Raw genomic sequence first — 20,474 nt, 5'->3', positions numbered from 1 at the left:
CCCGTATTAATTCACCGTAGCGAGTTCCTGTCGCGGTCCGAAGAACTCGTAATGCAGCCGTGATGAATCAACGCCGAGTTCGGACAACAGACGAATCTGCTGCAACATGAATGGTTTGGGACCGCAGAAATAGAAGTCCGCATCCCAGTTAGAGATAAGACTCTTCAACAGTTCCGCATCCACAAACCCTGCGCTGTCACACGCTCCATTCTGAAGATCTTCTGGAAGTGGACTATCGTAGCGAACGTGGGTCGTCACATGTGGATGCCGTTCAGCGAGCTGTCGAACTTCGTGTCCAAGAGCATGCAAAGTGCTGTTTCTGGCTGCCTGAATGAAGTAAACCGGTGTTTCACTCTGATTACGAACGACACTCTTTAACATCGCCAGCAATGGAGTGATCCCGATTCCACCTGCCAGAAACACGATTGGACGATCCGTCGGGCGATTTGGATCCAGCACGAATTCTCCGCATGGTGGCCCAACTTCGATCGAATCTCCGACTTCAATTGAATCATGGAGATAGTTGGAGACCAGCCCATTCGGTGCGCCGGAAACCAGACTTGGCTCACGTTTCACACTGATGCGGAAGTACTCTTGATTTGGATGATCCGACAGGCTGTAGTTGCGAGGAGAGGTCGGTGTCGTGGGGTGATCAATCCGCACAGTGATGTACTGACCGGCCTGATAAGAGGGAATTTCGCCTCCATCTTTGGGCTGAAGATAGAACGATGTGATGATCTCACTTTCAGGCTGCTTCTTTGTCACCACAAAAGTGCGATAGCCATTCCACCCGCCAGCGGCAGCAGCCTGAGATTCATAGATCTCTTTCTCACGTTGAATGAGAATCCCTGCCAGCAGCTGATACGCCTCGGCCCAGGCATTCGTCACCTCGTCAGTGACAGCATCGCCCAGCACATCTTTGACAGCAACCAACAGGTGCTTTCCAACGATGGGATAATGTTCCGGCAGAATTCCCAGCGAACAATGCTTCTGTGCAATCAGCTCAACTGCCCCGCCGAGAACACTCAGGTTCTCAATGTTTGCGGCGTAAGCACAAATGGCTCCAGCCAACGCCTGCTGCTGTGTCCCGGCCGTCTGGTGAGCCTGATTGAAAAAGGCTTTCACTTCCGGGTTTCCGGCGAACATCAAAGTATAAAATCGACGGGTAATCTGTTCAGCATGTGCAGCCACGGCTGGAGCTGTGGCTTTGACGATCTGCAAACTCTTGTCACTGATCATGACGATCTCCTGCGGCTCCGAGGCAAAACAGCGGGAAGTAGCAATTAAAGAAGCAATGGGAGGTATTCACAAAGTGAATAACGTCGGGAATCAATCAGGAAACGCAAACTCTTCTCATTCAACCAGTCGGTTCAATCAGCTCAGTTTGTCGGTTTCCTGTCAGGCAAAATTCTGGCGGGGAGAATGCGGTCGCAAATTCGAGTAGCATGAAGCACCAAATCTGCCTGTTCCATGATTTCGACTTCTATTCTACATGTCAAGGTGTAGAATAGGAGAACCGCGATATTGGTTATTAAAATGTTGTCCAAAACAGCCGAATACGCCTTGCGCACCGTTGCCTGCCTTGCAAGCAGTCAGACTCGCTCAGAGTCTGCGGACGCTTTGGCGGAACGGACCAAGGTTCCGCGTCGCTACCTGAATAAGGTGTTACAGGATCTCGCGAAAGCAGGTCTCGTCCTCTCCAGATCCGGGCCTGGCGGCGGCCATTCACTGAACAAAGATCCAGACGAAGTCACCATTCTGGACGTCGTCAACGCAGTTGCACCTGTCGAGCGGATCCGGCATTGTCCCCTCGGGCTCCCCTCGCACACTCATCTCTGTCCGTTGCATCAGGAGCTGGACAAAGCCTATGCGGCAACCGAGACCGCTTTCGCCAGCGTGACAATTGGCGAACTCTTACGTTCCGCCACCGATGTCATTCCGCTCTGCGATCTGCAACTCCCCAATTCCGCCCCGTAGAACGCCTTCGATGAGCGGTTCGATCGATGCAGCAACCTGAATGAATTTCATTCGCATAGGACAGAAAAGAGGTACCCTTGGGGGTATGTAAGAAGTACAATCGTTTGCCGTCATTTCCGGCACAATTGCACTAATTACATCCCACCCCTGGCAGGACACTTGTCCGGACAGAAAAATGGAGCAGCAATAACTGCCGGAGGTTCAACAGGTTACCAAGAAACCGCAGCGTTTCTGATCAATAGCCTGCGCCTTTGGCCCACCTCTTGCATGAAATCAAGTTGACGATCGCTCCGGCATGGATACGCCATTCGGTCGTCGACTTGTCCCGCTGACTCATTTTTCCTCTCGACCAAGTGCATGGACGCAATGCGAAGACGCCTTCTGGGCTGCTATGCCCTCATTGTCACAGCTGCCCTTGTTCACCACTTAGCAGCGCCAGTCATCGCCGGAACGCATACCACCACCAATTTCATGGTGACTGCGCCGAGTGATGACATTGCACGTCGAGTTGCAAAATGCGCCGAATACTGGCGACGGGAACTGGCCATTCAATGGCTCGGGCAGACTCTGCCAAACTGGTATCGTCCTTGCCCGATCACAGTCAAAGTTGGCCAGATCGGGGCCAGCGGACAGACCACTTTCACCTTCGAAAACGGTGAAGTTCACGGGTGGAAAATGCATGTTCAGGGAACGCTCGAACGCATCCTGGACTCTGTCGTTCCACACGAAGTGAACCACACCATCTTTGCGTCGCACTTTCGACGACCATTACCTCGCTGGGCTGATGAAGGGGCCGCAACTCTGTTCGAACATGAATCCGAACAGGCTCGGCAACTGGAAATCATCAAAGAGGTCTTTCACACATCTCGCCGGATTCCCCTTCGCAACCTGTTGGCAATCCGCGAGTATCCCAGCGACATGCGGGACGTCTTGACCCTTTATGCTGAAGGCTATTCCCTCGCCAGCTATCTGGTGGGGATTAAAGGGGCCGAAGGACGCCGCATTTACTTGCGATTTCTGGATGACGCCCACCGCAGTGGCTGGGAACAAGCCGTCGCTCGAAACTATGGAATCCAGTCGCTTGAAGATCTGGAACAACAGTGGACCGGTTGGATCAATGCAGGGTCACCTGGCTTCCAGCAAGAGATTCCAACGCAGGTCGCCGTCGTCTCTCAAGCAGCTCCGGCCTCTGAAGCGACTCAGGCAGCCGCTCAAGTAGAAATGCCAGCGAGCGACGCTCCAGACGCGACCATCTACCGGTCTCAGAGTCCACAAAATCAGGCAGAAGCCACTCCTCCGCAATACACAGCGGCACGAGAAGTTGGCCCTCTGCACTCCATTCCTCGCTTGCTGCGTGTCTCACAAGCCGAGAACCATACCGACAACGTGACACAGAGTCAGGGAGAAAAAGGGCGACCTGCCGGCATCCGTCCCAATTCTTCTCTCGTCCCGACGACGGAGGGAATCAAGACGAACTCAGACGCACCGAACTACCAGTTCCCGAGTGCTCGCCGCCAGTAAATCCCCCGTTCCTGGCACGCAGCATTCAGGCCCCCCTGTCGAGAACACAGCTGCCGAGAACACTGCTGCGTGGCCCCTCGATAGACCAGAACGGTCTTAGCGGCCGGTGACGATTTTGCTCAATTGCCGAAAGACATCCGTTCCCGCGACTTCGCACCACTCAAACAAGGCCATTTCTGTGGTCACGAGTCGTGCCCCGGCATCCGCGAGACGCCTCAGCCCGACTTCATGATCGATGGCGAAGCGGCTTCCAATCGCATCGACGACGACGTACACATCGAAACCTGCCGCTAGCAGGTCTAATGCAGTCTGCAGGATGCAAACGTGAGTTTCGATCCCCGCCAGCACGACCTGATGCCTCGCGTCAGACGCGGAGCCTGAACGAGCCCAGTCGAATGCTTCACTCGCGCTGAATCGCATCTTCGCCGAACGCTCTGAAACGAACTCGGCAATCGGCTCGACGGTCTGCCCGAGCCCTTTGGGATATTGTTCCGCTGCACAGCTGGGAACCCCCAGACACGCTGCCCCTTTCAACAGTTTGACACAGTTGGCGAGCACGGTGTCATGCGATGCAATGACCGGCAGGAGTCGTTCCTGAACATCAATGATCACGAGACGACTCGACTGAACCGAAAGAAGTTCAGGACTGCGATTCAGGTTCACTTCTGACATCTGAAACTCCCGGTGGAGAACAAGTCGTCCCCAACTTGAGCAGGCTGCTCACCACATGACAATTGAATCGACTGCACTGCCCCCGTTCAGGCCATAACGTGAGACGGTATGCAGAAAAAGAGCCGCTCTGGAAAACTCCCAAAGCGGCTTCATTTTATCTGATCTGTCGCCTGAATGCAGTTGGGTTAACAAACAACACCAGAGACAGCAGCTGGTAAATTAGGCTTCTTCGCCTTTGAACGCGTCCAATGGAGGACCGCCCATGCAGTGGTAACCGCAGTCGACGTGCAGGGTTTCGCCGGTGATCCCTGAAGCGAGGTCGCTGAGCAGGAACATCCCGGCCTTGCCGACTTCTTCTTCGCCGATGTTACGACGCAGAGGAGAGAAGTTTTCGTACAGGTTCAGCATCTTCTTGAAGTCGCCGACACCGCTGGCGCTGATAGTCTTCACTGGACCAGCGCTCAAAGCGTTGACGCGAACACCATCTGGGCCGAGCTCGCTCGCCATGTATTCCATCGCGGTTTCGAGAGCGGATTTGCACAATCCCATCAGGTTGTAACCTGGGATCACGCGTTCGCCGCCGAGGTAAGTCAGTGTCAGAACTGACCCGCCAGCGTTCAGCAGTGGTTTTGCCCGGCCGGTCATGGCAATCAGGCTGTAAACACTGATGTCCATCGCTGTTTTGAAGCCTTCCCGGCTTGAAGCGTATACTGGACCTGTCAGGTCTGCTGGTGGGGCAAATGCAATGCTGTGCAGAATGAAGTCGATCTTGCCGAACTGCTCTTCAATGACCTTGAAGACAGAATCCATGTCTTCATCGCGCTGAACTTCGCAAGGAATGACGAACTTCGCCCCGATGGAATCGACCAGTTTACGAACTTTGTTTTCGTTTTTTGGGCGAACAGGATCTTTGTCGGGCAGGTGGGTAAACCCCATCTCCGCCCCTTCTTCGTGCAGTTTCTGAGTGATTGCCCAAGCGATTGACCGCTCGTTGGCGATTCCGAAAACAACACCCTTCTTACCGGTGAACAATCCCATGTTCGATCCTCTCGCTCCTGACTCGTCCGTGCCGACATTCTGGCAGGAGCGGAAATCCGCCTGAGCCAGCGTCCCTGATAGGCTGCAGAAATCCAGTGAACTCACACGACTTCACTCAAAATACCTGCGCTGATTTGCACAATATCGGACCAAGGCGTCCCATTCAATCAGACAATGACGTTCAGTGGAAGCCCGGGGGAATAAAAAAACGGCAAGGAGCGATTGCTCCCCGCCGTCATATGTCTGTCTACAGATTCAACCAGCGTTATTTCGAGCGTTTCAGAGAGAACTGCACACCCAGCGTTCCATTTTCATCTGGGGTGTAGTACGCAGCTGATGGAGTGAAATATTTGCTGATACTTTCGAATGGTGGCAGCAGACCGAAATCAAGTTTGCCTTCTGCCAGGCCATCGAATTCGCCATTACGAGCTTTCTCGTAGACATCGCCAATCTGTTGACGAACGTCGTTGTAGCCGAGCATGCTCACGCTGGAAGGCAGGAATTTCTTCACAGCCTTGAAGTTTTCGGAATCAACGAGAGATGGTCCAGTGCGTGGGACCAAAGCCGTTTTCAGATTGTCCTGGTTTGTGGACAGGAAGATCGCATTCCCCTTCACTGCAGCGGCAAGTGGTGTATCGTCACCGGCACCCTGAAACAGAGTCGCTCCTTCAAATGAGCTGCTTGTTGATCCGCCAGCGAGTGTCCACAGACCTTCAACCAGTTTCTGGCCTTTGGCTGCATCAGTCACACCAACCGAAAAGACTCCTTTGAAATCTTCAGGAGAGGTTGCACCTGGGTTGTAGTAACCTTCGATCTTTCCGCTGAGAACATCGATGACGTCTGACTTCAGCTTCAGGTTGACACCGGCCTGTTCGAGAACATTGGCAGTTGCCATTGCGAATCGGCCTGGGCCGAGGAAGGAATCGTAGATCGATTCGATGGCTTCGTAGGCACCTTTGATATCCCAGTCGATCGACAGGTACTGACCAGCATCAGCTGGAACCCAGGCTGGAACATTCAACGGGCTGGATCGCAACTGGAAGATCTTCACGATCCCGGTTGGAGCCCCTTCCAGATAGACCATTGAACGGCTGACATGGTCAAAATCTTTGGTGTCCAGTTCATAAGTTCCACCAATCGCCTTCAGACCAGTCAGACCCAATGTTGGCATATAAATCATGCCAGCAAAGTTCTGAGTCTGTGGAGACATGGAAAGACCGCTGGCAAGCAAACCAACTGGATCGACGAACCAGATGGCGTTTGGCTTCACAGCCGCGTCAGTTGCGCATTTGCTCAGAATCTTCTGGTAGATCTGGTTCTTTGAGAAGTTCTCGTCGTTTGAGCCATCCCAGCGTTCCAGAACAGTTTCCAGAACTCCGACATCGCTTCCTGCAACAAAGACGCCATCTTTCACGCAGTAAGAGAATGACACAGGCACTGCGTCTTCTTCCTCTTCACTGTCTGTGATTGTCACAACGCTAATCTTCGTTCCATCGAAATCTTCAGTTTCAATGGTGACCTTTTTATCTTCGTCGAGCGATTCCTGAGCACGAGCCAGCAGAGTATCCAGAGTCGACTGGCGATCACCAATCTGAATCAGCGAAACCCACCCCAATGGCTGGCCGACTGGACGAACGACAGCGACAGCAACTTCACCAGAGAAAAGATCAACCAGATCTTTCAACGGGAGCTTCAGTTCTTCTTCCGCTTTCTGCTGACCTTCTTTAACAAGTCCCTTAACCTGATCAAAGAACTTCTGCAGACCTGGATCCTGCAAAAGCTCGCCGGCAGATGTCTTCATAAACTGGTTGTAAGTTGTCACCACGTTTGGAGACGTTACATACAACAGCACGCCGGGTGGCAATCGCTGATCGGCCGGGACAACCTTGTCTGCAGCCGAAGCAGAAACTGACGAAAATGCCAGCATCCCGGTCAGGGCAAAAATGCCAGTCAGGGCCCGAAACGCAACAGGAAACCGCATATTTTCATCCTTAGAGAGTAGATTGCTTGAATCGATAAGGTGGTAAATATCTGGCGTCGTCGAGTGCAGACGAATGTGCTTCGAACTTTCAAAGTACGAACACTTCATTCAGGTGCGAACCGCAATCAACCTCTCGCAGACACTTCAAATTGAATCTAGCCCACAACCATTACTGAGGTCCGGCAGCCGAACGTAAGCCCATTAAGCTTACCCTTGGTGTACCGTTACCACAAATATTGAGCAAGATGTTTCGAAGAAATACTTTCAGAGATGATTTCAGGTTGAGCGGAATCAAGAAGATTTTGTGAGAATCAGAAGATTTCACCGCCCCAACAGCTAAGGCGGCCAGTTTGCTCCCCCGCCGTCAGCAGGAGAGCGATTCCCCCAAAACACCGTTCCCTTGGAACTCAAAACCTGAAATCAAAGATCAGCGTCACAAGTCAATCCGGCGTCACCAGTTCACAGAAGACACTACTGAGCGATCCGGGACTGGGTGCCGGAGCGACTGAATTTTCGTGGCACAACCGGTTGACTGATTGTTGTCGGCAGCAGAGTCTCTTTAGTGGTTGTCACTGCTGGGACAGAGACTGCCGGAACAGACTGAGATGCCATGGCTGGAGCGACTGCCGATGGTGTCGTTCGCTCGTTGCGACGAACGCCCGGCACGTTTTCCATCTGACTTGCTCCCAGCAAGTTCGCGTCAATCATGCCCCCTTCTGGAAGTTCCCCATTCAGGTAAGACATGAACTTGGGACTCGCCTGATGCAAAATCACAACTCGATTCTGGGCAGGATTGGCACGATCACGGACGATCACAACCACTTCAGCATTCCCGGACTGAACATCAACTGGATTGGCAGCAACTCCGGAAGCAGCAGGAACAACTTCTTCAGCAGCAGCAACTGCTCGTGACTTGCTGGCAGGTGCCGCAGGTTGCAGTTCCCCGAACGGGCTGGAAGGTGCCTCTGTTGTCGCAGGCATACTTGCCGGGAATTCTCGCGAAGCAGGAGTTTCAGTTGCGGCGACTGCAGTTTCCGCAACGGGAGCGGCATAGAGATGAGCGAGTGAGCACTGATCAAGCAATTTGTGCATTGCGAGCAGACCAGAGTAGAAGCCGCGTTGATCTTTCTCGTCAGCGGCACTGCAAACGCCAACGATATCTCCCTGACGATTGAAGAGCCCCCCACCAGAACGCCCTCGAACAGGGACTCCAGTGCAGAGCAGATTGTGTGGGCCTTCGTATTTATCGATGTCAGTCACTCGAGCCTGCTGACGTGTCGGCTCATCTCCACCGCTACATCCAATTGCGGCAACTTCGTCACTCACCTTGGGGTTGTTTGTAACCGTTGCAACTTTTGCTGTACTGACCGGAGTCGTCGTTGGAATTGAAATCAAACCGAGGTCCGAATCCTTATCAAATTTGACGAGGCGAGCAAGAAACTGACTTGGTCGGCCATTCTCAAAAACATCCACTTCAATCCGGGAGTCATCATTAAACCCGTTGAAGATATGGGCACAGGTCAGAATCTGTGAAATCCCTGGCTGGCTGGAAACAACAGTTCCCGACCCGAGATCGATACGGCCATTGGTAATGACACGAATTCGAACGCTCGCCTTCATTGGATCGACCGGACCACTCTCAGCGTTTGCTGCAACAGAAGCAGATCCCTGAGCGGAGTTTCCAACGACAGAATCGTTTCCACGCACGACTTCAGGTTGCGTTTCGGTTTTATCTTTTCGTCCAAACGGCAGCAGATCACGCAGCGTCGTTGCACGTTTCTGCTCAGTCTCTGCCACGCGAGTTTCTTCAACAGCTGGCGGATTTACTGGTGCTGGAGCAGGACGGGCCAATGGGGCCGGTGACCCCAGATCAATCGGAATCAGACCTGGTCGAGTCTGAGAAGGTGCGGGCTGTGCGTTACCCTGCGACGGGGTTGGAACTCGAGCTGCCATTCGACGCAATTCTGACTCACTCATGCGTCCGGTACTGCGGTCAACTTCTTTGCCGTCAATCACCAGAATGAAGGTGGGAATACTCTGAACACCAAACCGGGATTGCATCTCCGGATGCTGATCAACATCCACTTTCACAATCGGGAGACCTTCCCGCTGCAACTTCTCAACAACCGGTGCAACCTGCTGACACGGTCCACACCAGGTCGCCGTGAAATCATAAACGACCCCACGAGACTCCTGACCATAAACCATCGCAACATGGAGCAAGCAAGACAAAGCTGCCAGCACGGTGACACGTGTCATCGAAGAGTCTCCTGAGCAAATGCACCCCCGATTGGGACGCACCTAAATTGTCTTAATGGGTAATGAGACTTAGGAAGGGGGGGGATTCAGTCGCAGAGAGTCGAGTGGATTGCGACAGGAAGAAGGACGGACCCCGAGAAGAGAGATTTGGGGAGTCCAACCAGTTTTGAAGTGTTCGTGCGAACAGTCATGCGGCTTCCTGCCATTGCAATTGTTACAACCGGAAATTGTCATTTTGACAATTCATGTCCAACGACAATCGATTTTCTGAAGTCCGGCCAAAGAATGATCTCGGCCTTTTTCCAGAGAAATCCTTCGATTACGCTGAGGAGTCGCTGCGGCGTTGCGTCTTCGTGACATTTCCGCGAAACGACACATCGAGATAATGCACTTCGTGTGCCAAATTGCGCATCACCTCACATGAGCCGCTCGACACCGAAATCAAAGCGTTCCACTTCCAAGGCGACAGCCAAACCTACTGATCATCCGACCAGATGGTTTGCGACAGGGACAATTGCTGCCCTGCTCGGGTTGCTTCTAACGTGGATTTTCTGGTGGCCACTCTGGCAAGGAGGCGGTCTTATCGGGGGAGACATCTACCCTTACTACTTCCCGCAGAAGGTTGTCCTTGCAGAAGCATTGAAGTCCGGCGAGATCCCATTCTGGAACCCTTTCGTCGGCTTCGGGTATCCCGTCATCGGGGAAAGCCAGACTGCAGCGCTCTACCCTCCCAACTTATTCTTGTATGCGTTCTTCTCTCCCAACACGGCTTACAACTTGAGCCAGCTGGGACATTACGTCGCCGCATTTATCGGGATGGTGCTGCTCGCGAGACGACTTCAACTGGAACTGACAGGAAGCCTTTTCGCTGCACTCGCCTTCGTCTATGGATGGTTCCCAGCTCGAATCTGTCTGGAATGGGCCATTATTGGTGGCGCCTGGTTTGTCTGGATTCTGTGGGGAGCGACAGCGTTTCTTCAAACCGGCAAATCCCGATACCTCATCCTGACGAGTCTGTTTCTGGCACTCGACCTGATCGCCGGACACTACAATCTGGCGTTCATCACACTCCTCGCACTGATTCCCTGGCCTTGGCTGATCAAAGGACTCAGGCCGAAAACCACTCACGAAAGTGAACCTGTCGAACCAAAACAGGATTCACGGCACCCCCATCAGCAGACGGCTTTACATTCAGTCATCAAGAAGTTGGAACCTCACAAACGTGCGATTGCACTCGGACTCGCTCTGGGACTCGGATTTTTGATTGCCGGAGTCCAACTGCTGCCAACATGGGAACTCAAGAAGGTCAGTCAGCGGCAAGCGGAGAACGACGCCTTCGCCCCCACATATGGTCACCTTCCCCCAATGGCAATCTCTCAACTTTGGATGCCATGGGGATGGTATGCCAACGAAAAGTCGATGGATGAATTGTTGGGGAACCGCTTCTTGTCCGTCCCTAATGCAACGAATCAAGCTGAAGCCCAGCTGTATCTCGGATTGATCCCGTTCCTGCTGGCAGTCACTGGCCTTTTAATTCCGTGGTGGCGACGCTCATTATCACTGCACAGCCCCAGTCTTTGGTTGGCTGTGATTTTGATTTCGCTTCTCTTTGCGACTGGCTGGCCGACAGCCTTTTTATCGAGCCTTCCCGGCATCGGGTTCTTCCGAGGCCCAAGCAGGTATTCATTGGTTGCCGCACTGGGAATCGCTGTTGTTGCAGGTGCCACTCTGGATTACATCCTGAAGCAACTTCAATTGAATAAACTGACACGAGGAGTCTTGGTCGCTCTCCTTCTGAGCATCACAGCGGCAGACCTTTGGTCCGCCAGTCGACAGTATCAATTCCAGACCGGTCCGTATTTCGGACGTCAGGTTTTCTATGCATCATTGTTGAACGATCCGCCGATCAAGTACCTCAACGAAAGCCCTTTGCGTAAGTTCTTCACAGAGACAGAAACGAACGCGAGGCTTTACGCTCCCGGGCAAAACATCCCATCTCTTCTGAACGTCTCTGCGATTCCCGTTTATCTCGGGCTCGGGCCTGAAATTTATGAATCAGATGATGTGCGGATTGATTTCAAAACGGAGGTACCGGAAGAAAGATCCGATGCGGTCAACCGCCTGCTTCGCTTCGGGGTCACTCACCTGCTTCTGGAACACGCCATTAACGAAAAAGAATGGCCTGTCGAACCACTCGGTTCCGTGATGGACCCATTTCTGAACCGAGCTCTCGCCAGACAGGAACCGTTTTATTTCTATAAAGTCATCGGGTCCCCTGCCCGCGTCTCGTTCATGAAGACGCCAGAGACAAACAGTCAGAGTAATGAAGTTCCAAAGAATGAAATCCGCTCCGTGAAAGTCACTGCAAACTCGGTGACTATCGACGCGGTCATTCATCGGCCTGACACGTTGATTCTCCGGGACCTGAAGTATCCCGGCTGGACCGTCACGAAGCTGAGCGCTCCAACAAAAACGCCGAATGACATCACTTCTGCCGATGCGACGACACCTGAATGCGATCCACTTTTTCGCTGCGTTGAGGTCAACACATCAACACCACCTGATCACTCTCAAACCATCACATGGACATACAATCCGGCAAGCATTCGCTGGGGCGCTTTCTTGTCAGTGTTGGGTCTGTTGCTTCTGGAAGGGCTGCGCCGGGGCTGGCGCCGCATTGAAACAAAAACTGACAAGACTGAGTCGAACAACTGAAACCCGACGTTTCATAGCAAGGTAATCCCAGTGACTGGCAATACGCTGCCTCCTGAATCAAGTTTGCTTATTCAGATGAGTTGATGATGTTTTCCGTCGCACGTCACTGATGCATGAGATGTCGAATGACCAGGTTTCCGTTCATCGTTGGCGTCATACTGACACTCTCTGCTTCGATCGCCACTGCAGAATCCGTCCCCTCCGGTGAATCACGTTATCAGTTCACTCTCCCGGATCATCGCGGACATCAGGTCACGTTGCCGAGCAGCGCCGATTCCAAATTGGTCGTTGTCGCATTCCTCGGGACAGAGTGTCCACTAGCGAAGCTCTATTCGTTGCGACTGCAACAAATCGCAGAGGCCTACCCACGCGATCAGGTCGCCATCATCGCTGTCGACTCGAACCTGCAGGATAACCTCACAGAAATCGGAGCTTTCGTCCGACGGCAGGGTCTGAGTTACCCCGTTCTCAAGGACAAAGGGACTCAAACTGCTGACCTCTTTGGAGCAGAACGAACACCGCAAGTCTTTCTTCTCGATGCATCTCGCACCATCCGTTATCAGGGCCGCATTGATGACCAGTATGTCATTGGAATTCAGCGAGACCGCCCTTCACGAGAAGATTTGAAACTGGCCATCGATGAACTACTCGCAAACAAACCTGTCAGTGTGAACTCGACTCCGGCACTGGGGTGTTTGATCGGTCGCTTAAATACGTCCGTCAAAGACAGCACCGTCACCTATTCCAATCAAATCTCTCGCCTTTTCCAAAAGCATTGCGTGGCATGTCATCGGCCCGGCGAAATCGGTCCATTCCCGATGCTCTCATACGACGACGTCGCTGGCTGGGGTCCGATGATTGCCGAAGTCGTCGCTGAAAAGCGGATGCCGCCTTGGCACGCTGATCCGCATTTCGGCACGTTCATTAACGATCGAAGTCTGAATTCTGAAGAACGCGAACTGATTGCCACCTGGGTAAAGAACGGGTGCCCGGAAGGGTCGCCTGCAGAGCTTCCTGAACCGCAAAAGTTCATTGACGGCTGGCAACTGGAACGTGCTCCCGATGCGGTCGTCGCCATGGCTGACAAACCGTTTTCGGTCCCTGCTGAAGGGGGACCAGATGGGGTGAGATATCAGCAGTTCTGGGTTCCGAGCGGATTCACTGAAGACCGCTGGTTCACCGGCGTTGAGATCCGGCCAGGCAATCGTTCAGTGGTGCACCATGTCATCGTTTACGCACACGCAGACAATAAGAAATCAAGTCAGCAGGAATTCCTTGCTGCGTATGTTCCCGGTTTGCGAAACACTCCAGTCCCCAATGGAGCTGCAAAGAAGATTTCGGCAAACAGCTGGTTGCGATTTGAGGTCCACTACACTCCCAACGGGTCTCCACAAGAAGACCTGACCGAAGTGGGCTTTATCTTCACCGACCGCGAGAAAGTTACTCACGAGATCAAAACTGCAGTCGCAATTTCTCAGAAGTTCAAGATTCAACCGATGCTGGCCAATCAGAAATTTGTCACCAGAACGAAGTCACTTCCGATTGACGTTCAGCTGATTTCAATGTCACCGCACATGCACCTTCGTGGGCAGGCGTTTGAATACGTCGCTGAGTATCCTGACGGCACAGAGGAGGTGTTGTTGAATGTGCCCAAATATGACTTCAACTGGCAGACCCGCTACTGCCTGACCGAGCCGAAGACCATTAAATCCGGGACAGTAATTCGCTGTACAGCCACGTTCGATAACTCCCCTCGAAACCTTGCGAATCCGGATCCAACAGCCACCGTTGTCTGGGGCGATCAATCCTGGGAAGAGATGTTTCTCGGGTATATGGACATCATCTATCCAACAAATCACGCAGCTCCTAATGCGACGTTGAGAAGGCTTGGAGTTCCAGCGGGAGCCAGTTCAGAAACGATTCTCCGCCTGACTGATACCAATCAGGATGGAAAGATCTCTCCGGAAGAGGCTATGGCTCGACCGTTCATTAGTGCGAATTTTATGCACATCGACCAGAACAAAGACGGATTCCTCTCGGAGAAGGAGCTGGACGAAGCGATCGAAAAATATCGCAAGTCGCTGTAATGCCGTCACCTCAGCAACACAGTTCGCAATCGAGCCGAATAACCTTCGAACCGGCTCGCTGTTTTACCTACGGTGCCAGACAACCAAACGACTCTGCACTTTGCCCTCAATCACTCGGCGGACTTTGAGCAGAACGCTCGGTTCAGTGTCTTGAGCGGCCAATGCTGCATCAAGGTCTTCAATGGAAATCACCGGTCGGCGAGCCACTTCCTCGATCACGTCGTAGAGTTGCAACGAATCTTCATCGTTGCTTCCAGCACCATTTTGAACGCTATCGCTGCGAAGTGCTTTAACGAGAAGTCCCTGTTGCCCAGCTGCAAATCCACTCTGCACTGCCAGCGAGTCATCAAGCTTAATCAGCGACAGACCAGTGTTTCGATAGGTCGGTTTGAGAAGTTCATCTGGAATTGGGGCTTCACTCCGCTCCCCATCCTGCTTCTCAGAAAGAACAACATGCAGTGTCATCTTCTGACCACCGCGGAGAACAATCACCCGAACACGTTTATCAAGTTGAGTGACGTTGACCTTATTGACCAGGTCATTCTGGTCGGCAACATCAAAGCCGTCGAAGTTCAGAATGATGTCGTCAGGCCGAATCCCGGCCAGAGCCGCAGGTGTGCTCTCAAGCACCTTTGTGACGCGCGCCCCTTGTTTTCGATCAAGCGAGTAACTTTTTGCGACTGCAAAATCAAACTGATCGTCGAGTTGAACACCAAGGTATCCGCGACGAACTCGACCGTTCTCCAGTAACTGATCAACAATGAATTGGACCAGATTACTGGGGATGCTGAACCCGATCCCTTCATTCCCGCCCCCTTGCGACGCGATTGCGGTATTGATTCCGACAACACGTCCATCAAGGTCAACCAGTGGCCCACCACTGTTCCCGGGGTTGATCGCTGCGTCAGTCTGAAGAAAATCCTGATTCACCACATTGCGGCCGGGAAGTTCGAGTGAACGTCTTCCTTTCGCACTGATGATTCCCAGCGTCACAGACTGGCTGAGTCCAAACGGACTTCCCATCGCCAACACAAAATGACCGATATCCAGATTGTCGCTGTCTGCAAACTGCGCAACGGGGATGCCAGGATCTGTAATGCGAAGGACCGCCAGATCGCTCGCAGCATCTTCCACTTTACCGGTCGGAGTCAGCACCCGACCATCATGGAGATAGATCTCAATCTGCTCCAGACGAGCATCCGCCACAACATGGCGATTCGTGATCACAAAGACTCCCGGCGTGCGCGGGCTGCGCATAATCACGCCTGAGCCTGTTTCCTGAACTTCACCGGAACGACTGTCCCGTGAACTCTCAATGTTCACGACAGCAGGCATGGTCTTCGCAGAGATTGCCGCAAGATGACGTCCTGCCAGACGCAAAGTATCGGCAACGGAAGAAGAGGTAGCAACGACAGAAGCGGCTGGAGGTGCGTACTCCGCCGCAGGTTCTGTAAACGGTGCGACGGGATCAGCAAAGACTGCGGAAGTTCCTCCTCCAGTCGTCAACACCATGAGGCCGTAAACACAACAGGATCGGGCCAGCATGGTTCCTCGCTTCATCGCGTTACTCTCCGCACTTAGTCAACATCCATATGGATGTCTTTCATCGTCAGTTCACGATCGTTTTCTCGTGACTGATATTCCCAGGCTGGTTCCCAGTTCACTTCACTTCGTCGCTGACTGTCGCGTCGTTCAAACAACTTCTGACAATCGATGCAGCATGAAGTGTGGGGCAAAGCCTGTAAACGAGCAACAGGAATTTGCGTTCCACAATGCTCGCATTGACCATACGTTCCGTTACGGATCGTTTCAATCGCCTTTTCAATACGGGTCAGTTCGCGAGATTCCAGTGAGACGAGTTGGGATTCGAGCTCTCGCTCAATATCCAGAGTCGCCATATCACCAGAATCGCCTCGCCCTTCTTCACCAAAATCAACTGGGGGAAGAGAAAGCTTTTGACGAAGATGATCACGTTGGATCAGCAAACGATCATGCAACCGGATTAGGGCATCTTTTCGGGCCATGGCACTCTCCTCTGTCAGTCGGTCCACCACGCCCCTCATGGTTCAGCGGTGAGCCACCCTTCCTCGGTCCATCCATGAAGCAAACACGAATTAGTGCTAAATCGTCAGAATTCTACGCCTGAACCCAACCCGGCGAGCAAAAAACCGAACCAGATTCCCAACTCCACTGGCAGCAACACCTTGCGTCGGCTGCTTCAACCTCACTTTAAAATCTGTCGAGTTCACAGGTGACTGTTGTCTCCTGAACCCGCTTGTCGGCTGATCTTAATGCGTCGTCTGGATCCAGACAGTAGTTCGCTGCCCATCCTCCACGCGTAACGATCGTACCGAATATCCTCACGTCACTTTTGGGTGACAGGACTCACTTCCTGCCATCCCTCCCGTAATGATCGCCGACTACTTTTCAGATTCTGGAAATGCGAATGGAGCGTTGGCAACACGTCGAGTCATATTTGGTACGGATTCAACCGCTGAATTACTATGTCCAGCCGGAACAACTGTCGCGTTCGAACCTGGTACTGCTGAGGATACAGAAGCAACTGGTCCGGATGCTGAGGTTTTCGACTGTGCCAACGCTTCGCTGGAAGGAAACGGATTCGAACCAGGGTTCCCGCTCTGAACCTGGGCAAGCCACTCCTGAGCAGCGGTGAAGTCTGGCTTCTTCGCCACAGCAAGCGAGAACTGGCGTTCTGCGTCGGCCAGTTTGCCGTCCTGCTGCAGAATCATTCCGACGTTGTAGTGAGCCTCGGCGTCCCCCACAGTTCGAATGAAGTGAGGAAGGGCGGAGTCGACGTCGCCGCAATGAACCAGGGCAACGGCCAACGCATAACGGTACTGTGACTGATCCGGCTCAGCGAGCATCGCTTTTGTCAGAGATTCGGACGCCTCTTTCCAGCGTTTCTGAGAGGCGAAAAATTCACCAAGTCCGAACTGGGCAGCAGCCGAACTCGGGTTCTGCTTCACAACGCGACGGAAGCCTTGTTCCGCCTGTTCGACTTCACCGTTCAGCAAGTGCAGCCGCGCAATCCCCAGGATCGCTTCTTCATTCTTTGGCTGCAGATCAATTACGGCTTCGTAGTTCTTACGTGCTTCCACATAATCGCCACTCTCTTCCATCATCCGCCCGTAAGCTAATTTCAGCTTGGCCGGATTCTTAGGCGATTTCGGAACTTCGTCGAGTTTCTCTTCGAAGTTCGCCTGTTGGATCTTTGGCTTGGAAAGAGATTTCCAGCTGAAGCCTGTTCCCTGAGGAGAGACGGTAACGCACCCGGATGCCAGACACGACGACAACACAAAACCGATGGCAATGTGTCGGGACGCTGAACGAGGCTGAATCACGGTACAACTCCTGTCAATGCACCCTAGTGAGTTCAATCAATCGATTGAACCCGACTCCCGGAGGCATCCTGTCTCCGATGCTCTCATCATGCATTTCAAACGACCGACCTGACGGCACCCTGATGTTTGATGTCTTCGGTCACGTTCAATGCAGATTTACAACCGATCCAAACGAATGCCTGAACGAAGTCACCCGCCGCGATTCGAGTGGAAAAAGTCCACTCAGGATCCGCAGGACACTCCAAGGCATTCTTGAAATGCTTCGATCACAATCTGTTCACCTAGATGTGGTTGTTCACCCCTAAATCGGCAGATTGCTTCGATGATGTCCAGCAAATCGCGAGGATCGCTCGCCTTAGGTGGATTTTGCGTGTCATACTGCATCGTTAACAGACGGGTCGTGATCCAATCGTCATAGCGAATCTGTCTTGATTCGCAGCAACGCCGGAAGATCTCGCGAAACTGGGCCTCGGTCGGCGATCCCAATTCAATTTTGTGACGAATGCGTCGCAGGAACTGGATATCCGCGAAATTTTCAGGCCGAAGGTTCGTGGCCAAGAGAACCAGCAGTTGAAACGGAAAGGCAATCTTTTTGCCGGACTTCAACGTCAACAAATCCGACTTCGTTTCCAGCGGTACAAGCCACCGATTCATCAACTCCGCCATTGGCAGGCTTTGCCGACCGAAGTTATCAACGAACAGTAAGCCCCCGTTCGCCTTCATCTGCAGCGGAGCCGAGAAATACCCACCTCCGGAATGATACGTCGGCTGCAGCAGGTCCATTGTCAGTTCACCAGCGACACTGATGAACGGTCGTCGAATTTCACGCCAGCGTTGATCCAACGATTCGTGTCTATTCGCTCCGCAATCGATGTCAGACATCGCCGAATGTTGCGACTCAACAGGGCGATGCACCGAGGGATCGAACAGTGACAGGATCTGATTCTCGACGGAAATCGCGTATGGGATGAAGATCGACCCACCAGATTGATGAATCAGGCGTCCCATCGCATTTCCAACTGCCGTCTTCCCGTTTCCTGACGGTCCATGCAGGAGAATGGATTGCCCATTGCAGACCGCCGCGCCGATTCGTTTCAGCAGATCTGGAGAAAGGACCAGAGGCGAAAATGTGGTCTCCAGCAGTTCTGTACTCAGCTGCAGCGTCGAGAGGGTCTGGACGGCGCACTGCTTTTCATACTGTTCAAGTGAGACAGGTGCAGGGCCAACGTAGCGACATTGCAGGAACACATCGCGTGCTCGCACTCGCCCCTGTTCTGTCAGCTGATACTGGAAATCATCGAGAGTTGCGTCAGGCGAAAGGATCACATCAAGACATTGATCAATGAGCAATGACTGGATGACTTCTGCGACAATTCCCGAAGGCAACTTGATCTGTCTTGAAATTGCTTCAGGAGTAGCCGCCCCAGACAGATAAAGGAACTTCAGCGTCAGGTCGATAATCTGAGCCGGTGCAATTCCGGATTCGGCGAGCGTCTCCGGAGCAACAGGGGCGGGAACCGCTTTTGGGACCGCGCGATGAGGACGCACAATCTGCGATCGCACGACCTGGGATTCCGCAGCATGCGAATCAACGTCATGCGATTGCGGAACTTGAGCCTGAGAATTCACCGACTGGAATGACGCTGCAGGCGTGACGGTTTCAGGAGCATTCAGAAGAGAAAAGTCCCCAAGTTCCTTCTGCAACTGGTTCATGATCTCAGGGATCGGTGCCTCATTCGGCGAAATCGTTTCACAGATTTCGCGTACCTGTTGCACGATACGATTAAACACATCTTCCGGAAGATCGACTGCTCCAGCGTCGGCCGAAGTCAATTCTTCATCTGGAAAACGCGAATGGATCTGATCTGGATTCTGCCAACCGGATGACATGCGCCGCGCGCCTCTTCAACATGAACTGAACCGAAGAAATTTGGATTCGACAGGATGGCATCGCGACGATCCGCCGCCACCCTTCTTCACAAACTGGACGACTGAAACTTCAACACTGCCAAAGCGAAAGTCGTCGAACCGGTCTAGTTGCTGGTTCTGGCATTCACACCAATTTGAGACAGGACTGGAGGTGGCATTCCCTCTGTGGCCTTCTGGAAGATCATGTTCACTTCACTGCCAGGTCGCCCATCCGGGCTGGAAATACGCGGATTCACGACCATTGAAGGATCGGCAGAAGCGATCTTCAGCAACCCTTGTTGAATGCTTCGCGTCCGCTCGCTGTTCACCTGTGGGTCGTAAGTGCTCGCCAAATGGATCTGGCGATATTCCACAGGAACGTTCTGCACAACCCACTCCAGATGGCGCATCCCGGAGCTGTTCAGCTCACCAGTTGCGGGGTCGAAGTGGTACTCATACATCGTTGTCGAATTTGCCCATCCGTTCGCAACTTGCGTGTTCATGATGTCACGCGTTGCCTTCTGATCCTCGCAGTTATACGGATACGGCCAGTAATGCGTATGATGGTATTTGTGGATGAACGTCTGGTTGGGACCAACCGGGCGTGGGTACGGAGGCCAGAGTTTTCCGGCCTTGTAGTGCTGACGCGACCCCGGAGGATCACTTGCACGTGCCTCGTAGTAGTCCTTTGATCCTCGCTTCAGGCCATCTTTCGCAGTGAACGGCCAGTCTGCAACTGCAGACGACGTCACTGCAAGTACCATCAGCGCAACGGTTCCCTGAATTCGGATCACGCCCCATCCCCCCTTGAATTCTCTGTCAAAGCACTTCGCAGCCCGCCGCTGCTGATGGGTCCCCCCGCTCTCATTCAAGCTGAGAGCTGTCCATCAACCACACTGCATCAAACGGCACAGAGACAAAGTCCCTCATCTCGTATATCGGCTAAGGATTGTG

The 20,474-nt window shown here is 53.0% G+C and carries 14 protein-coding genes; 4 read left to right on the top strand and 10 right to left on the bottom strand.

Annotation, left to right across the window (positions count from 1 at the left end):
* Window positions 1-6: 6 nt before the first annotated feature.
* Window positions 7-1,239, bottom strand: coding sequence for an NO-inducible flavohemoprotein (gene hmpA, locus SH527x_RS17065; RefSeq protein ID WP_437191887.1), 1,233 nt, complete (start codon window positions 1,237-1,239; stop codon window positions 7-9).
* 297 nt (window positions 1,240-1,536) lie between these two features.
* Here hmpA and SH527x_RS17060 point away from each other — a divergent pair, with 297 nt between their 5' ends.
* The gene (locus tag SH527x_RS17060) at window positions 1,537-1,977 is read left to right on the top strand and encodes an RrF2 family transcriptional regulator (RefSeq protein WP_437191886.1); all 441 of its coding nucleotides are present in this window, start codon (window positions 1,537-1,539) and stop codon (window positions 1,975-1,977) included.
* A 366-nt stretch (window positions 1,978-2,343) separates the two neighbouring features.
* Complete coding sequence (locus SH527x_RS17055; RefSeq protein ID WP_437191885.1) at window positions 2,344-3,498, top strand: hypothetical protein; 1,155 nt, start codon at window positions 2,344-2,346, stop codon at window positions 3,496-3,498.
* Window positions 3,499-3,594: 96 nt separating this feature from the next.
* Here the strand turns inward: SH527x_RS17055 and SH527x_RS17050 are convergent, their stop codons facing one another.
* The 4 genes from SH527x_RS17050 to SH527x_RS17035 all read right to left on the bottom strand — a co-directional run bounded on the left by SH527x_RS17050 (window position 3,595) and on the right by SH527x_RS17035 (window position 9,448).
* Window positions 3,595-4,170, bottom strand: a complete 576-nt coding sequence (locus SH527x_RS17050) for an isochorismatase family protein (protein ID WP_437191884.1) — start codon at window positions 4,168-4,170, stop codon at window positions 3,595-3,597.
* Window positions 4,171-4,389: 219 nt separating this feature from the next.
* A complete protein-coding gene (locus SH527x_RS17045) occupies window positions 4,390-5,208 on the bottom strand; it encodes an enoyl-ACP reductase FabI (RefSeq protein ID WP_437194644.1) in 819 nt (272 codons plus the stop codon).
* 265 nt (window positions 5,209-5,473) lie between these two features.
* Window positions 5,474-7,189, bottom strand: coding sequence for a hypothetical protein (locus SH527x_RS17040; RefSeq protein ID WP_437191883.1), 1,716 nt, complete (start codon window positions 7,187-7,189; stop codon window positions 5,474-5,476).
* Between the two features lie 471 nt (window positions 7,190-7,660).
* Complete coding sequence (locus SH527x_RS17035; RefSeq protein ID WP_437191882.1) at window positions 7,661-9,448, bottom strand: thioredoxin domain-containing protein; 1,788 nt, start codon at window positions 9,446-9,448, stop codon at window positions 7,661-7,663.
* 420 nt (window positions 9,449-9,868) lie between these two features.
* Here SH527x_RS17035 and SH527x_RS17030 point away from each other — a divergent pair, with 420 nt between their 5' ends.
* Complete coding sequence (locus SH527x_RS17030) at window positions 9,869-12,163, top strand: hypothetical protein (RefSeq protein ID WP_437191881.1); 2,295 nt, start codon at window positions 9,869-9,871, stop codon at window positions 12,161-12,163.
* A gap of 125 nt (window positions 12,164-12,288) precedes the next feature.
* Entirely contained in the window at window positions 12,289-14,250 is a 1,962-nt protein-coding gene (locus SH527x_RS17025) for a redoxin domain-containing protein (protein WP_437191880.1), read from the top strand.
* 63 nt (window positions 14,251-14,313) lie between these two features.
* Here SH527x_RS17025 and SH527x_RS17020 read toward each other — a convergent pair whose 3' ends face one another.
* The 5 genes from SH527x_RS17020 to SH527x_RS17000 form a co-directional block, all read right to left on the bottom strand.
* On the bottom strand, window positions 14,314-15,810 hold the full coding sequence (locus SH527x_RS17020) for a trypsin-like peptidase domain-containing protein (RefSeq protein WP_437191879.1): 1,497 nt from the start codon (window positions 15,808-15,810) through the stop codon (window positions 14,314-14,316).
* Between the two features lie 17 nt (window positions 15,811-15,827).
* Window positions 15,828-16,274 carry a TraR/DksA family transcriptional regulator gene (locus tag SH527x_RS17015; RefSeq protein WP_437191878.1) on the bottom strand — a complete coding sequence of 149 codons (447 nt, stop codon included), beginning with the start codon at window positions 16,272-16,274 and terminating at the stop codon, window positions 15,828-15,830.
* A gap of 396 nt (window positions 16,275-16,670) precedes the next feature.
* Window positions 16,671-17,612 (bottom strand): tetratricopeptide repeat protein, encoded by a 942-nt coding sequence (locus SH527x_RS17010; protein ID WP_437191877.1) that lies wholly within the window; start codon window positions 17,610-17,612, stop codon window positions 16,671-16,673.
* A gap of 222 nt (window positions 17,613-17,834) precedes the next feature.
* Window positions 17,835-19,502 (bottom strand): ATPase, encoded by a 1,668-nt coding sequence (locus SH527x_RS17005; RefSeq protein ID WP_437191876.1) that lies wholly within the window; start codon window positions 19,500-19,502, stop codon window positions 17,835-17,837.
* 143 nt (window positions 19,503-19,645) lie between these two features.
* Entirely contained in the window at window positions 19,646-20,314 is a 669-nt protein-coding gene (locus tag SH527x_RS17000) for a hypothetical protein (RefSeq protein WP_437191875.1), read from the bottom strand.
* Window positions 20,315-20,474: the final 160 nt, after the last annotated feature.

Origin of the sequence: Planctomicrobium limosum (genome assembly GCF_051465645.1) — a bacterium.
Taxonomy (GTDB): domain Bacteria; phylum Planctomycetota; class Planctomycetia; order Planctomycetales; family Planctomycetaceae; genus Planctomicrobium.
Note: the sequence above shows the minus strand (reverse complement) of the source record. Positions and strands in the feature narration are given on the sequence as shown.